Annotated in this window: 15 protein-coding genes; 11 read left to right on the forward strand and 4 right to left on the reverse strand. The window is 71.3% G+C overall.

Translation table 11 applies throughout. The features are described 5' to 3' along the window. Window positions 1-101 precede the first annotated feature (101 nt). Window positions 102-1,391 (forward strand): hypothetical protein, encoded by a 1,290-nt coding sequence (locus ACZ6CV_RS20190; protein ID WP_469252123.1) that lies wholly within the window; start codon window positions 102-104, stop codon window positions 1,389-1,391. Between the two features lie 25 nt (window positions 1,392-1,416). Here the strand turns inward: ACZ6CV_RS20190 and ACZ6CV_RS20195 are convergent, their stop codons facing one another. Continuing rightward, window positions 1,417-2,742 (reverse strand): D-arabinono-1,4-lactone oxidase, encoded by a 1,326-nt coding sequence (locus ACZ6CV_RS20195; protein ID WP_362375829.1) that lies wholly within the window; start codon window positions 2,740-2,742, stop codon window positions 1,417-1,419. Next, entirely contained in the window at window positions 2,696-3,940 is a 1,245-nt protein-coding gene (locus ACZ6CV_RS20200; protein WP_362375826.1) for an MFS transporter, read from the reverse strand. The genes ACZ6CV_RS20195 and ACZ6CV_RS20200 overlap by 47 nt, the downstream gene beginning before the upstream one ends. A 166-nt stretch (window positions 3,941-4,106) precedes the next feature. Here ACZ6CV_RS20200 and ACZ6CV_RS20205 point away from each other — a divergent pair, with 166 nt between their 5' ends. Both ACZ6CV_RS20205 and ACZ6CV_RS20210 read left to right on the forward strand, forming a co-directional pair. Continuing rightward, entirely contained in the window at window positions 4,107-5,234 is a 1,128-nt protein-coding gene (locus ACZ6CV_RS20205; protein ID WP_469252124.1) for a ferrochelatase, read from the forward strand. Window positions 5,235-5,261: 27 nt separating this feature from the next. Then, entirely contained in the window at window positions 5,262-6,059 is a 798-nt protein-coding gene (locus ACZ6CV_RS20210; RefSeq protein WP_469252452.1) for an inositol monophosphatase family protein, read from the forward strand. Between the two features lie 134 nt (window positions 6,060-6,193). Here the strand turns inward: ACZ6CV_RS20210 and ACZ6CV_RS20215 are convergent, their stop codons facing one another. Then, window positions 6,194-6,367, reverse strand: coding sequence for a hypothetical protein (locus ACZ6CV_RS20215; protein WP_355804484.1), 174 nt, complete (start codon window positions 6,365-6,367; stop codon window positions 6,194-6,196). Between the two features lie 322 nt (window positions 6,368-6,689). Here ACZ6CV_RS20215 and ACZ6CV_RS20220 point away from each other — a divergent pair, with 322 nt between their 5' ends. The 4 genes from ACZ6CV_RS20220 to ACZ6CV_RS20235 all read left to right on the forward strand — a co-directional run bounded on the left by ACZ6CV_RS20220 (window position 6,690) and on the right by ACZ6CV_RS20235 (window position 10,248). Continuing rightward, window positions 6,690-7,343 (forward strand): response regulator transcription factor, encoded by a 654-nt coding sequence (locus ACZ6CV_RS20220; protein WP_055563081.1) that lies wholly within the window; start codon window positions 6,690-6,692, stop codon window positions 7,341-7,343. Between the two features lie 6 nt (window positions 7,344-7,349). Further along, window positions 7,350-8,597, forward strand: coding sequence for a sensor histidine kinase (locus tag ACZ6CV_RS20225; RefSeq protein WP_355804486.1), 1,248 nt, complete (start codon window positions 7,350-7,352; stop codon window positions 8,595-8,597). 393 nt (window positions 8,598-8,990) lie between these two features. Beyond that, a complete protein-coding gene (locus ACZ6CV_RS20230; RefSeq protein ID WP_055544889.1) occupies window positions 8,991-9,287 on the forward strand; it encodes a DUF4193 domain-containing protein in 297 nt (98 codons plus the stop codon). A gap of 13 nt (window positions 9,288-9,300) precedes the next feature. Further along, window positions 9,301-10,248 carry a hypothetical protein gene (locus tag ACZ6CV_RS20235; protein WP_469252125.1) on the forward strand — a complete coding sequence of 316 codons (948 nt, stop codon included), beginning with the start codon at window positions 9,301-9,303 and terminating at the stop codon, window positions 10,246-10,248. 14 nt (window positions 10,249-10,262) lie between these two features. Here the strand turns inward: ACZ6CV_RS20235 and ACZ6CV_RS20240 are convergent, their stop codons facing one another. Further along, a complete protein-coding gene (locus tag ACZ6CV_RS20240; protein ID WP_358705912.1) occupies window positions 10,263-10,712 on the reverse strand; it encodes a DUF3093 domain-containing protein in 450 nt (149 codons plus the stop codon). 58 nt (window positions 10,713-10,770) lie between these two features. On the opposite strand from ACZ6CV_RS20240, the gene ACZ6CV_RS20245 reads away from it, so the two are divergent. From ACZ6CV_RS20245 to ACZ6CV_RS20260, 4 genes are all read left to right on the forward strand, one after another. Beyond that, window positions 10,771-11,355 (forward strand): PaaI family thioesterase, encoded by a 585-nt coding sequence (locus tag ACZ6CV_RS20245; RefSeq protein WP_469252126.1) that lies wholly within the window; start codon window positions 10,771-10,773, stop codon window positions 11,353-11,355. Beyond that, on the forward strand, window positions 11,352-11,894 hold the full coding sequence (gene dut / locus ACZ6CV_RS20250; protein ID WP_469252127.1) for a dUTP diphosphatase: 543 nt from the start codon (window positions 11,352-11,354) through the stop codon (window positions 11,892-11,894). The genes ACZ6CV_RS20245 and dut overlap by 4 nt, the downstream gene beginning before the upstream one ends. Window position 11,895: 1 nt before the next feature. After that, window positions 11,896-12,666, forward strand: coding sequence for a DUF3710 domain-containing protein (locus tag ACZ6CV_RS20255; RefSeq protein ID WP_469252128.1), 771 nt, complete (start codon window positions 11,896-11,898; stop codon window positions 12,664-12,666). A gap of 225 nt (window positions 12,667-12,891) precedes the next feature. Next, entirely contained in the window at window positions 12,892-14,115 is a 1,224-nt protein-coding gene (locus tag ACZ6CV_RS20260) for an alginate lyase family protein (protein WP_469252129.1), read from the forward strand. Window positions 14,116-14,144 lie beyond the last annotated feature (29 nt).

The following is a 14,144-nucleotide window of genomic DNA, read 5'->3' on the forward strand; positions in this document are numbered from 1 at the left end:
CTTCACTGAATGTCCCGAACCGGAACTAAACACTTCGCCCATACGTCCCTGTCTCGTGTGGTCAGTTGAGAAAGGTTGAGAAAGGCAGGCAAGGGTCGGAGATGCGTGAAAAGCCGGATTCCGGCAAGGAGTCGAAGGACCAGTCGAAGGGGCCGGAGGAGCCGGGCGAGAAGCGGCGCCTGGATCTGAGTCTGCCGCAGGTGGCGGGAAGCGCCATCGCCGCGGTCGTGGCGGCGAAGCTCGCCTCGAACCTCGGTGTCTACGGGACGATCCTCGGCGCCGGTGTCGTGAGCGCCATCGCGACCTGTGGCGGCACCGTCTTCCAGCACTTCTTCAAGCGTACGGGCGAGCAGATACGTGACGTCACGGTGCAGGCCAAGCCGAGGGCGCGGCAGGTCCCGGTGACCGCGGCGACGCCGGTGCCCGAGACGTTCAGGTCTCCCGCGTACACGGGAGCCATGCGGGCCACCGGGCCGGTGACCACGAGTTGGGGGAGGCCGCAGCAGCCCGCGGAGGCCCCGGCCGAGGCCGACGCGGAGGCGACCACCCTGCTGCCGGCCACCGAGGGCGCGGACCCCACCACCGTGCCGCCCACCACCGTGCCGCCCACCACCGTGCCGCCCGCCGTCGGGGACGACGACGCGACGACGATGCTGCCCGCCGCGGCACCCGGCGCGGACGCCGAGCGGACCCAGCTGCTCGGGGCCGTTGACGCCACCCGCGCGGTGCCGCGCGACGACGCCACCCGCGTGCTGCGCACCACAGGCCCGGGCACCATGGGCCCGGGCGCCACGGACCCGGCGCCGACGACCGCCTTCGCGCCGCCGCCGCTCCCGCCGGAGGAGTTCACGGCCGGCACCACGCACCGCACGCGGGTCCGCAGCTGGAAGCGGCCGTTGATCGCCGCGGCCGTCGTCTTCGGCGTCTCGATGGCGGGGATCACCACGTACGAGGTGGTCTCCGGGACGAACCTCAGCGGCGGCGAGGGCACCTCGATCGGCAACGGCATCTCGGGGCACAACTCCGCGCCGAAGAAGCAGTCCACGCCGTCCGACGACGAACCCGCCGGTGAGCCCTCGGGCAACGGCACCCCGAGCACGGGCGACGGTTCCCAGCAGGGCGACGGCAACGCCACGCAGGACCCGGACGGAACCGGTCAGACCCCGGAGAGCGGCAACGGCACCGGCACCGGCTCGCAGGACGACCCGGACAAGGGCACGGGCACGGACACCGGCAAGGACGACGGCTCCGACTCCGGGGACGACGGTTCCAAGACGGACCCGACCCCGACCCCCACGCCCACCCCGCCGACCCCGACGCCCACGCCGTCCAACGGCGACGGGTCGGGCGCCGGTGACGACGCCAAGGACGGCGGAGCGCCCACTCCGTAGCGGGCGCCCACTCCCCGGAGTCCGGTCAGGCGCCCAGGACCCGCCGCAGGTAGTCGTTGCCGAACAGGCGGTCCGGGTCGAGGCGGTCGCGCAGGGCCGTGAACTCGCCGAAGCGGGGGTAGGCCTTCGCGAAGTACTCCGCGTCGCGCGTGTGCACCTTGCCCCAGTGCGGCCGCCCCTCGTGCGCGGTGAAGATCCGCTCGGCGGCCGCGAAGTACGCCTGGTAGGGCGTACCGCGGTACATGTGGACGGCGATGTACGCGCTCTCCCGGCCCGAGGCCGTGGAGAGCGCGATGTCGTCCGCGGGGGCGGTGCGCACCTCCACCGGGAAGCTGACGCGCAGCGGGGAGCGGTCCACCATCGCCTTCAGTTCGCGCAGCGTCTCCACGAGGGCCGCGCGCGGCACCGCGTACTCCATCTCCATGAACCGCACGCGGCGCGGGCTGGTGAAGACCTTGTAGGGGATGTCCGTGTACGTCCGCGCGGAGAGCGCCTTGCTGGAGATCTTCGCGATCCCGGGGATGGCCGCGGGGACGGCGCGGCCGAGGGAATTGACCACCTGGAAGAGGCCGTTGGAGAGCAGTTCGTCCTCCACGAAGGCGCTGATCCTGCTGGGCGGCGCCGCGGGACCCGGGCTGCGGTTGTTGCGCTTGGTGTTGCAGTTGCCGGTGTGCGGGAACCAGTAGAACTCGAAGTGTTCGTTCTCGGTGACGAGTGCGTCGAAGTCCTCGGTGACCCGGTCGAAGGTCATCGGCTCCTCGCGCGCGGTGAGGAAGAAGACCGGCTCCACGGCGAAGGTGATCGCGGTGATGACGCCGAGCGCGCCGAGCCCTATCCGGGCGGCGGCGAAGACGTCGGGGTTCTCGTCGGCCGAGCAGTTCAGGACCGTGCCGTCCGCGGTGACCAGCTCAAGGCCCGTGATCTGGGCGGCGATCGAGGCCGAGTCGCGGCCCGTGCCGTGCGTCCCGGTGCTGACGGCGCCGGAGACGGTCTGCTCCATGATGTCGCCCATGTTCGTGAGCGACAGGCCCTCGCGGGCGAGCGCCGCGTTCAGGCGCTTCAGCGGGGTGCCGGCCTCCACGGTGACCGTGCCCGCCGCGCGGTCGACGGCGCGGATGCCGGTGAGCAGGTCGGGACGTATCAGGAGGCCGTCGGTCACGGCGGTGGCGGTGAAGGAGTGGCCCGAGCCGACGGGTTTCACCTTCAGGCCGTCCTCCTTGGCCCGGCGCACCGCCGCGACCAGTTCGCCGACCGAGGCGGGGGTGGCCTCGCGGACCGGCCGCGCGGTCACGTTCCCCGCCCAGTTACGCCACGTCGCTGTGCTCTTCCCGCTGCCCGTGCCCGTACTCATGGGTCCCTCCCCGTCGCGGAACCGGCCGCTTCAGCCGGCGATATCCCAGGAAGCCGACCGCGACCGCGACGGCTCCGGATACCCCCGGCACCGCGTACCCGGCGTCCGAACCGGCGGCGTCGATGACCCAGCCGGCCGCGGAGGAGCCGAGCGCGACGCCGACCGCGAGTCCGGTGCTCACCCAGGTCATGCCCTCGGTCAGTTTCGCGCGTGGTACGTGCTGCTCGACGAGGGCCATCGTCGTGATCATCGTCGGTGCGATGGAGAGGCCCGCCACGAACAGCGCCACGGCCAGCAACGGAAGGTTCCCGACCAGTTGAAGCGGGATCATACTCACGGCCATCGCACAGACGCCCAGCAGCCACCGGGGGGCCGGCGCCCCCTTGAAGTGCAGCAGCCCGAAGGCGGCACCGGCCAGGCAGGAGCCGAGCGCGTAGACGGCGAGGACCAGGCTGGCCGCGGACTTGTGGCCCTGGTCCTCCGCGTACGCCACGGTGACCACGTCGATCGAACCGAAGATCGCACCGGTCGCGGCGAAGGTGGCGACGAGGACCTGCAGCCCCACCGAGCGCAGCGCCGACTCCTTGGTGTGGTGTTCGCGCGGGTGCGGCACCGGTTCGGTGGCCCGCTGGGAGGTCAGCCAGAAGACGCCGACGGCGAGGAAGGCGCCGGCGAGCAGCGGTCCGGCCTCGGGGAACCACACCGTGGAGAGCCCGATCGAGATGATCGGCCCGAAGATGAAGCAGGCCTCGTCGACCACCGACTCGAAGGAGTACGCGGTGTGCAGTTGCGGGGTGCCGCGGTAGAGCGCCGCCCAGCGCGCCCGGATCATCGAGCCCACGCTCGGCACACAGCCGACCAGGGCGGCGAAGACGAAGAGCGTCCAGTCGGGCGCCTCGAACTTGGCGCAGAGCAGCAGCCCGGCGACGGCGGCCAGGGAGACCAGCGTCGCGGGCCGCAGCACCCGGCGCTGTCCGTGCCGGTCCACGAGCCGGGAGATCTGCGGGCCGATCGCGGCGGCCGACAGGGCGACCGTCGCCGACAGGGCGCCCGCGAGGCCATAGCGCCCGGTGAGCTGCGACACCATGGTCACGATGCCGATGCCCATCATCGACAGCGGCATACGGCCGAGGAAACCCGCCCCGGCGAAGGCTTTGGTGCCGGGGGCGGCGAAGATGGCGCGGTAGGGGCTGGGCACGGGGGACTCCGCTGGGGCTCCGGGCGGCTTCCGAGGGCGGAGGCTCCGGGTAAGGCGTAAAGATGGCTGATACAGCTTACGGCCGCGGGGCGGTCCGGCGCACCGGGTTTTCCGAACGGCGGAGGCCGTTTTCCGGCTGTCGGTGGCGGGTGGCAGGATCGGATGCATGTCCGACGCGCTGGATTCGACTCCCTACGACGCCCTGCTGTTGCTCTCGTTCGGTGGCCCGGAGGGCCCAGACGACGTCGTCCCGTTCCTGGAGAACGTGACGCGCGGGCGCGGCATCCCCACGGAGCGCCTGAAGGAGGTGGGGCAGCACTACTTCCTGTTCGGCGGGGTCAGCCCGATCAACGACCAGAACCGCGCGCTGCTCGACGCCCTGCGCAAGGACTTCGCGGAGCACGGCCTCGACCTGCCGGTCTACTGGGGCAACCGCAACTGGGCGCCGTATCTGACCGACACCCTGCGCGAGATGGCCGCCGACGGCCGCCGCCGCATCCTGACGCTCGCCACCAGCGCGTACGCCTCGTACTCGGGCTGCCGCCAGTACCGCGAGAACCTCGCGGAGTCCCTTGCCGTCCTGGCGTCCGAGGGCCTGGAGCTGCCGAAGATCGACAAGCTGCGGCACTATTTCAACCACCCGGGCTTCGTCCGCCCCATGATCGACGGTGTCCTGAAGTCCCTCTCCGAACTCCCCGAGGACGTACGGGAGGGGGCGCACCTGGCCTTCACCACGCACTCCATCCCGACCGCGGCGGCGGACACCTCGGGCCCGGTGGCGGAGCACGGCGACGGCGGCGCGTACGTCAAGCAGCACCTGGACGTGGCCCGGCTGATCGCCGAGGCCGTCCGCGAGGAGACCGGCATCGCGCACCCCTGGCAGCTCGTCTACCAGTCGCGCAGCGGCGCCCCGCACATCCCGTGGCTGGAGCCGGACATCTGCGACCACCTGGAGGAGCGGCACGCGGCCGGCGTCCCCGCCGTGGTCATGGTGCCCATCGGCTTCGTCTCCGACCACATGGAGGTCCTGTACGACCTCGACACCGAGGCCGAGGCCAAGGCGGCGGAGCTGGGGCTCTTGGTGCGCCGCTCGGCGACCGTCGGCGCCGACCCGCGGTTCGCCTCGGCCATCAGGGAACTGGTCCTGGAGCGGGCCGCCGCGGAGAGCGGCGCGGCCGTCACCCCCTGCGCCCTGGGCTCCCTCGGCGCGAGCCACGACCTGTGCCCGGTGGGCTGCTGTCCCGCCCGCGCCCCCAAGCCCGCGGCCGCGGGTGCCGACAGCCCGTACGCGTAAGAACCCCGAGGTAACGCTGTGACCGACGTGACCGACCTCAAGGCAGAACTCCTCCGCGTCGCCCTGGAGGCCGCCCACCGTGCCGGCGCCTTCCTGCGCGACGGGCGCCCCGACGACCTCGGCGTGGCCGCCACCAAGTCCAGCGCCGTGGACGTCGTCACCGAGATGGACGTCGCCTCCGAGAAGCTGATCACCGGCTTCCTGGCCGAGCACAGGCCGGACGACGGGGTGCTCGGCGAGGAGGGCGCGAGCTTCGAGGGCAGCAGCGGGATCCAGTGGGTCGTCGACCCCATCGACGGCACCGTCAACTACCTGTACGGGCGCCCCGACTGGTCCGTCTCCATCGCCGCCCGCAAGGACGGCGAGACGCTCGTCGGGGTCGTGCACGCCCCGATGCGCGGGGAGACCTGCCGCGCGGTCCTCGGCGAGGGCGCCTTCCTCAACGACGTGCCCGCCCGCGTGCGCCCCGCGCCCTCCCTCGACCAGGCGCTGGTCGGCACCGGCTTCGGGTACATCACCGAGCGCCGCGTCCGGCAGGCCGAGGTCGTCCGGCAGCTGATCCCGCGGGTGCGGGACATCCGGCGGGCCGGCTCGGCAGCGATCGACCTGTGCGACGTGGCGGCCGGCCGGCTCGACGCGTACTACGAGCGCGGTCTCAACCCCTGGGACTACGCGGCCGGGGAGCTCGTCGCCCGGGAGGCGGGCGCGCTGACCGGTGGCCGCCCCGGAGAGGCCCTCTCGGGCGAGCTGGCCGTCGCGGCCCCGCCCGCCCTCTTCGAGACGCTCCAGGGCCTCCTGGAGGACCTCGGCGCCTGGCACGACTGACCCGCACAGGATCCCCGCACGCACGGGCGGAGGACCCCGCACACACGAGCGGAGGACCCCCGCACACACGAAAGGGCCCCGGCACCTCGTCCCACAGGTGCCGGGGCCCTTCCGTGTGTGTCCTGGGACGTCGGTCAGGCCTGCAGAGCGCCCACCTCGACGCCGTGCTCGGCCGCCAGGCGGTGCAGATCCTCCAGCTCCGCCAGCTCGACCTCGGCAAGGAAGTCGTCGCCCGTCTCACGGGCCTTCGTGAGGTCGGACTCCGTGGCCTCTATGCGCTGCAGGAGTCCTGCGGTGAATGCGTCCATGGTTGCGCCCCCTCGGCTGGGTCGTGGGTCGTCGGCACGGGGGTGTGCCTCAAAGAAGGGGCGATCACGTCTCAAGCCGCTCTGCGGAAAGCAGTTTGGGCGTGCCACATACAAAGCGTGATCGCGGGTGTAAAGCCGTCCTCCCCTCGCTCCCTTCCGCAGAAACCTCAACCGCCGGAGAAAATCCGGCATTCCCCGCTCCGGACGCGATGACAGGCCGTCTTACAGCCGGTTTATGGCCGAAAGGGGCAGGATGGAGCCCTACCCCCGAGAGACCGACACACAGACATGCCCGCAAAGGGCACACAGGAAGGACAGCGACGTGCGCGTACTCGTCGTCGAGGACGAGCAGCTGCTCGCCGATGCGGTGGCCACCGGACTGCGCCGGGAGGCCATGGCCGTCGACGTCGTGTACGACGGAGCGGCCGCCCTGGAGCGCATCGGCGTCAACGACTACGACGTCGTGGTGCTCGACCGGGACCTCCCGCTCGTCCACGGCGACGACGTCTGCCGCAAGATCGTCGAGCTCGGCATGCCGACCCGTGTCCTGATGCTCACCGCGTCGGGCGACGTCAGCGACCGCGTCGAGGGCCTGGAGATCGGCGCCGACGACTACCTCCCCAAGCCCTTCGCCTTCAGCGAGCTCACGGCACGCGTGCGTGCCCTCGGCCGGCGCACCAGCGTGCCGCTGCCGCCCGTCCTGGAGCGCGCCGGGATCAAGCTCGACCCCAACCGCCGCGAGGTCTTCCGCGAGGGCAAGGAGATCCAGCTGGCGCCCAAGGAGTTCGCCGTCCTCGAAGTGCTGCTGCGCAGCGAGGGCGCCGTCGTCTCCGCGGAGCAGCTCCTGGAGAAGGCCTGGGACGAGAACACCGACCCGTTCACGAACGTCGTCCGGGTGACCGTCATGACGCTGCGCCGCAAGCTCGGCGAGCCCGCCGTCATCGTGACGGTGCCGGGCTCCGGCTACCGGATCTGACCCCCGGTGGCCGCGACCCCGGCGCCACCAGGAGCGCCTCCGAAGCCCACGTGGGACCCGCGGAAGGTCGAACCGCCCTTCCCGTGGCTGCGCCCCACCATCCGTATACGGCTCACCCTGCTCTACGGCGGGATGTTCCTGATCGCGGGCATCCTGCTGCTCTCGATCATCTATCTGCTCGCCGCCCAGGCGCTGAACGTGGGCAGTGAGCTGCCCTTCACCGTCACCGGCAACAGCCAGGTGAGCAGCAGCACCTGCGCGAGCTTCCACGGGCTGCCCGAGCGTCCCTCCGAGGTACAGCTCAACGACGCCCTCAACGAGTGCGTCAACCAGGTGCGCCAGCACGCCCTGGACAACCTGCTCAGCCGTTCGCTGCTCGCCCTGCTCGGCCTCGCCGTGATCGCCTTCGCCTTCGGGTACGCGATGGCGGGCCGCGTGCTCTCGCCGCTCGGCCGCATCACGCGCACCGCGCGGCGGGTGGCCGGCACGGACCTGTCCCGCCGCATCGAGCTGGACGGGCCCGACGACGAGCTGAAGGAGCTCTCGGACACCTTCGACGAGATGCTGGACCGCCTGGAGCGGGCCTTCACCGCCCAGCAGCGGTTCGTGGGCAACGCCTCGCACGAACTGCGCACCCCCCTGGCGATCAACCGCACGCTTCTCGAGGTGTCGCTCTCCGACCCGGGGGCGCCGCCCGAGCTCCATCAGCTCGGCAAGACCCTGCTCGCCACCAACGAACGCAGTGAGCAGCTCGTGGAGGGCCTGCTGCTGCTCGCCCGCAGCGACAACCAGATCGTGGAGCGCAAACCGGTCGACCTCGCCGAGGTCGCCGACCGCGCCGTCGACCAGGTGCGCGCCGAGGCCGACGCGAAGGGCGTGGAGATCCGCGGGGAGCGCGCTCCGGCCGTCGTGCAGGGCAACGGCGTCCTCCTGGAGCGGATCGCCCTGAACCTCGTCCAGAACGCCGTGCGGTACAACGTGCCGGACGCGGGGTGGGTCGAGGTCACCACGGAGGCCCAGCACGGCCAGGCGGTCCTGGTGGTGTCGAACACGGGCCCGGTGGTGCCCGCGTACGAGATCGACAACCTCTTCGAGCCGTTCCGGCGGCTGCGGACCGAGCGGACGGGCAGCGACAAGGGCGTCGGTCTCGGCCTGTCGATCGCCCGGTCGGTGGCGCGCGCCCACGGGGGCCGTATCATCGCGGAGCCGCGCGAGGGGGGAGGGCTCGTGATGCGAGTCACCCTTCCTCTCTGAGATGCTGCCGCGGACGCGCCGCGATGTTCGCTTTACGCGGAATTTTCGGATCTGTTCCCGGAGATTTCCTGTGTGATCGATCACAGGGGCGATTTTTCGGCCATCTACTCTCCGTGATCGTGAAAGTCGTCGGAAAGCCGGGAAAATCCGGGTTTTCAGGGGTCTTGATCACGGGAAGTACACGGGGTGGCGCCTGTGAAGTGCGACATTCGGACCGTGTACGGTCCCGATCGCCATCCAAACCGATCACCTCTTCAGGGGTGCGGTTGGGTGTCGATTGAGTAACAGACCTTGATGTGAGGCAAAATCTCCGCCTCAGGTCGGGCACAAGTCCGGCCTCTCACGCGTTACGAGCGCTTGAGACACCGCAGACACCCAGAGGGGGAGAGCGACATGGCAACGGACTACGACACCCCACGTAAGACCGACGATGACGTCAACGAGGACAGCATCGAGGAACTCAAGGCACGGCGGAACGACAAGTCGACCTCGGCTGTCGACGTCGACGAGTTCGAGGCCGCCGAAGGCCTCGAGCTGCCCGGCGCCGACCTTTCCAACGAGGAGCTCGCGGTCCGCGTGCTCCCGAAGCAGCAGGACGAGTTCACCTGCATGAGCTGCTTCCTGGTGCACCACCGCAGTCAGCTGGCCCGCGAGAAGAACGGCCAGCCGATCTGCCGCGACTGCGACTGAGGCGGGGTCGGCCGTGACTGGCTCGACCCCGTCCAGGAAGCGCCGCTTCCGCAAGCGCGGAGCGGACATGGCCGGCGTCCCGGACGCCGGTGTGCGTGACGACGAGCGGGGCTCTTCCGAGCCCGGAGCAGCCTCGCTCGAGCCGGCGGACGCCCCTGGGGCGCTGCCGGACGAGACGGCGGCCGGCAAGGCGCCCAGGACCACCCGGAAGGCGGGCGAGGCCACTGAGGCCGGGTCCAGGGGCCGCGTTGCCGCCGTCACGAGCGGAGTGATGCACGGCGTGCGCAAGGGCGGACGCGGTGCCAAGGCCGGCCTCGGTTACCTCGCCGACCGGCTCATCGAGAACGCCCCGCGGATCCCGGTCCGCGATCTGGCGACCCTCCGCAAGCAGTTCCCGGGCCTCGGCCCCGAGCAGCTCGCGGACAAACTCGTCGCGGGTGCCGCCAACGCCACGTCCACCGTGGGCGCGGGCGTGGGAGCCGCCGCGATGCTGCCGGTGCCGCCCGCGATGCCCGCCGAACTCGCGGCGGAGATCACCGGCGTCGCCGCCATAGAGCTGAAGCTCATCGCCGAGCTGCACGAGGTCTACGGCCGACGGCCCGAGGGCAACCTCAAGCAGCGCAGCACGGCCTATTTGAACTCCTGGTCGGAGGAGCGTGGCGTCGACGTCACCAAACCGGCCACCTTCAACACCGCGCTCGGCGGCCAGATGAAGCGCGAGCTGCGCCAGCAGATCATGAAGCGGATGGTCCGGAACCTGCCGAGCCTGATGCCCTTCATGGTGGGCGCCGCGGTCGGAGCGGTCATGAACCGCCGTGACACCAGGAAGCTGGCCGAGCGGATCCGCCGGGACCTGCGCAAGACCCAGGTGCCGTGGGACGCGCTGCCGGAGCTGCCGCCCCTCGAAAAGCCCGACGACCCGCTGCGGATGGGGGAGAGCCCCCGGGAGCTGGGGCGCTGACCGCCTCCGGCGCCCTAGGCGCTCTCGCGCACCGACTTCAGTGCCGCCGCCAGCTCTTCCGGGTGGCGTGTGGAGACGTACACGTACGGGGTGGGGTCCTCCGGGTCCGTGATGTCCACGCGCAGCGCCGTGGGGATGTAGGCGCGCAGCAGCATGTAGGCGCGCGGGTCCGCCTTGTACGTGCGCCAGGCGCGCGTCTCCTCGCCCGTCAGGACCTCCGCGTCACCCAGGGCCGACACCGGGATCTTCGCGTCCCCCGCGACCAGCGAGCCCGCCACCACCCGGATCCGCACCGCGCCGTACGCGCTGGTGACGACCGCTGCCACGGCCGTGCCGCCGACCAGTCCGCCGAGCAGCGGCAGCGTGCCGAACGGCAGCAGGATCAGGGCCATCGCGACGCCCACCAGGACCGAGGTGAACCACCAGGAACGGGGCGCGGTCAGGCGTTCTTCATAAGGCTGCATGCGACCAAGCTTGGCACGGTGCGGTCGCCGCGCTGACGCGGAGGTAAGGTCTGCGCCTGTGAGTGGTACATCTGCAGCTCTGAAGCCCCCGGCCGACGCGACAGCGCCCGTCCGCCACCCCGACGCGCCCGCTCCCGGCGAGCTGATCGGCGCCCACTACGAACACTGTTTCGGCTGTGGCGAGGGCCAGGCACACGGACTGCATCTGGCCGCGCGGGCCGGCGAGGGCGTGGCCGTCACCGCCGAGTTCACCGTGCGCGAGGCCCACCAGGGCGCGCCGGGCCTCGCCCACGGCGGCGTCCTGGCCACCGCGCTCGACGAGACGCTGGGCTCGCTGAACTGGCTGCTGCGGGTGATCGCCGTGACCGGCCGCCTGGAGACCGACTTCGTGCGGCCGGTGCCGCTCGGCACCGTGCTGTTCCTGGAGGCCGAGGTCACCGCCGTCGCCGGCCGGAAGATCTATTCGACCGCCACCGGCCGGCTCGGCGGCCCCGAGGGGCCTGTCGCGGTCCGCGCCGACGCCCTCTTCATCGAGGTGAAGGTCGACCACTTCATCGACAACGGCCGCCCGGAGGAGATCCAGGCCGCCATGAACAACCCGGACCAGGTCCGGCGCGCCCGCGCTTTCGAGGTGAACCCGTGACGTCCCCCCACGAGCTGAACGTACTGATCAGGCGCGTCGACCCCGACGTACCGCTGCCGGCGTACGCGCAGCCCGGCGACGCGGGCGCCGATCTGCGGACGACCGAATCCCGCGAACTGGCGCCGGGGGAACGAGCGGTGCTGCCGACCGGGGTGTCCATCGCGCTCCCCGAGGGGTACGCGGCCTTCGTGCACCCCCGTTCGGGGCTCGCCGCCCGCTGCGGTGTCGCTCTGGTGAATGCCCCGGGGACGGTGGATGCCGGGTACCGTGGAGAGATCAAGGTGATCGTGGTGAATCTCGACCCGCGCGAGGCAGTGCGGTTCGAGCGCTTCGACCGGATTGCCCAACTGGTCGTCCAGCAGGTCGAGAAGGTTCGCTTCCAGGAGGTGGCGGAGCTTCCCGCATCGGCGCGGGCCGAGGGGGGCTTCGGGTCCACCGGTGGCCATGCTGCCGTGGGCGTCGGCTCGGGCGTGAGCCCGGTCGAACAAACGGGTGGGAATCGATACGCATCGGTCGTATCCGACCGGGAAGGACAGTGACGTGTTCGGACGTCGCAAGAAGGACAGTGCCGCCGAGGATGCGGCGGGCGCGGACGAGCAGGTCGTCGACGGCGTGGACAGCGATGACTCCGCTGACGCCGGCGCCGCGCGCTCGCGCGTGAGGCTCGAGCCCGAGCCTCGTCCCGACGGCCCCTGGGACCTCTCGGAGGTCCGTGAGCCCGGCGAGGGCCGGGTGGACCTCGGCGGGCTCTTCGTGCCGGGCGTCGAGGGCATGGAGCTGCGGGTGGAGGTCGCGGGCGACGCGATCGTCGCGGCCACCGTCGTGCTCCAGGACAGCGCCATCCAGCTGCAGGGCTTCGCCGCCCCCAAGAAGGAGGGCATCTGGGGCGAGGTCCGCGAGGAGATCGCCTCGGGCATCACCCAGCAGGGCGGTGTCATCGACGAGGTCGAGGGCCCCCTCGGCTGGGAGCTGCGCGCCCAGGTGCCGGTGCAGCTGCCCGACGGCACGGGTGGCGTGCAGGTCGTGCGCTTCATCGGCGTCGACGGGCCGCGCTGGTTCCTGCGCGGTGTGATCTCCGGCCAGGGCGCGGTGCAGCCGCAGGCCGCGGGTCTGTTGGAGCAGATCTTCCGGGACACGGTCGTGGTGCGCGGCGAGGGCCCGATGGCGCCCCGCGACCCGATCGTCCTGAAGCTGCCGGACGACGCCCAGATGGTCGCCGAGAACGTGCAGCAGGAGCAGCAGGAGGGCTCGCGCTTCTCCGGTGGCATGGGGCAGCTGCAGCGCGGCCCCGAGATCACCGAGGTGCGCTGACCGCTCCTCGAACTCCCTTGTGGCCCGCGGCGGTTCCGGTTCATCCGGTGCCGCCGCGGGCCACATGTGTGTACGCCCGTGCGGTGCGCGGGTTCTCCGACGCCACGTCTTGACGGACGTCAGGTCCGTACCTATGGTCACGGGCCAACGCGCGTGTTCATAAAGGCGCTTGACGTTCACATACGAGAACCCGAGCTCTCTCATACGAGAACGGATGGTCCCCCCATGCCGTACGCCCCCGCCCCCGCACGCCCCCGCAGAGCCCGCCGCACCGCCGGCGCGGCCGCCGTCGCCGCGGTCACCGCCCTGATCGCCGGGTTCGTCGCCTTCCCCGGCGCCGACCGGGCCGAGGCGGCGCCCTCGGCCTTCGTCCACCCCGGAGTCACCGTCTCCCGCGGCCAGTTGGACTTCACCCGCGAGAAGGTCACCGCCGGCGCCCAGCCCTGGAAGTCCGCCTACGACCAGATGATGGGCAGCAAGTACGCCTCCCTCTCGCGCACCCCCAAGCCCCGCGCGGTCGTGGAGTGCGGCTCGTACTCCGACCCCAACTACGGCTGCACCGACGAGCGCGAGGACGCGATAGCCGCGTACACCACCGCCCTCGCCTGGTACATCACGCGGGACGAGCGGTACGCGAAGAAGTCCATCGAGCTGATGGACGCCTGGTCGGCCACCCTCAAGGACCACACCAACAGCAACGCGCCGCTGCAGACCGGCTGGGCGGGCTCCAGCTGGCCGCGCGCCGCCGAGATCATCAAGTACACGTACTCCGGGAACTGGGCCAACTCGGGCCGCTTCGGGACCATGTTGCGCACCGTCTACCTCCCCGAGGTCATCAACGGCTCGAACTCCAACGGGAACTGGGAGCTCTCGATGATGGAGGCCGCCGTCGGCATCTCCGTCTTCCTGGAGGACAAGGCGTCGTACGACGAGGCGATGGCGACGTTCCGCACGCGCACGGCCGCGTACGTCTACCTCGCCTCCGACGGCGCGCTGCCCAAGACCGTGCCCGGCCAGCACCTCGACACCCGCGACAAGATCGTCAAGTACTGGCAGGGCCAGGGCACGTTCACCACCGGCCTCACCCAGGAGACCTGCCGCGACTTCACCCACACCGGATACGGCCTCTCCGCGATCTCCCACGTGGCCGAGACCAGCCGCATCCAGGGCCAGGACCTCTACGGCACGGACGTCGGCGAACGGCTGCGCCAGGGGCTCGGCTTCCAGGCCAAGTACGAGCTGGGGGAGGCGCCCCCGGCCTCGCTCTGCAAGGGCACCGTCCACCGCGGCCTCGGGCCCGTCACCGAGGTCGGCTACAACGCCCTCGCCGGCCGCCTGGGCCAGCCCATGACCAACACCCAGAAGCTCACGGAACAGAACCGTCCGGCGGGCTCCAACAACCTGTTCGTCGCCTGGGAGACCCTGACGCACGCCGCCAACCCGCGCTGACCCCACCGTCCGCCACCGGCCCTGATGCG

It is taken from the genome of Streptomyces sp. NPDC041713 (assembly GCF_055591085.1).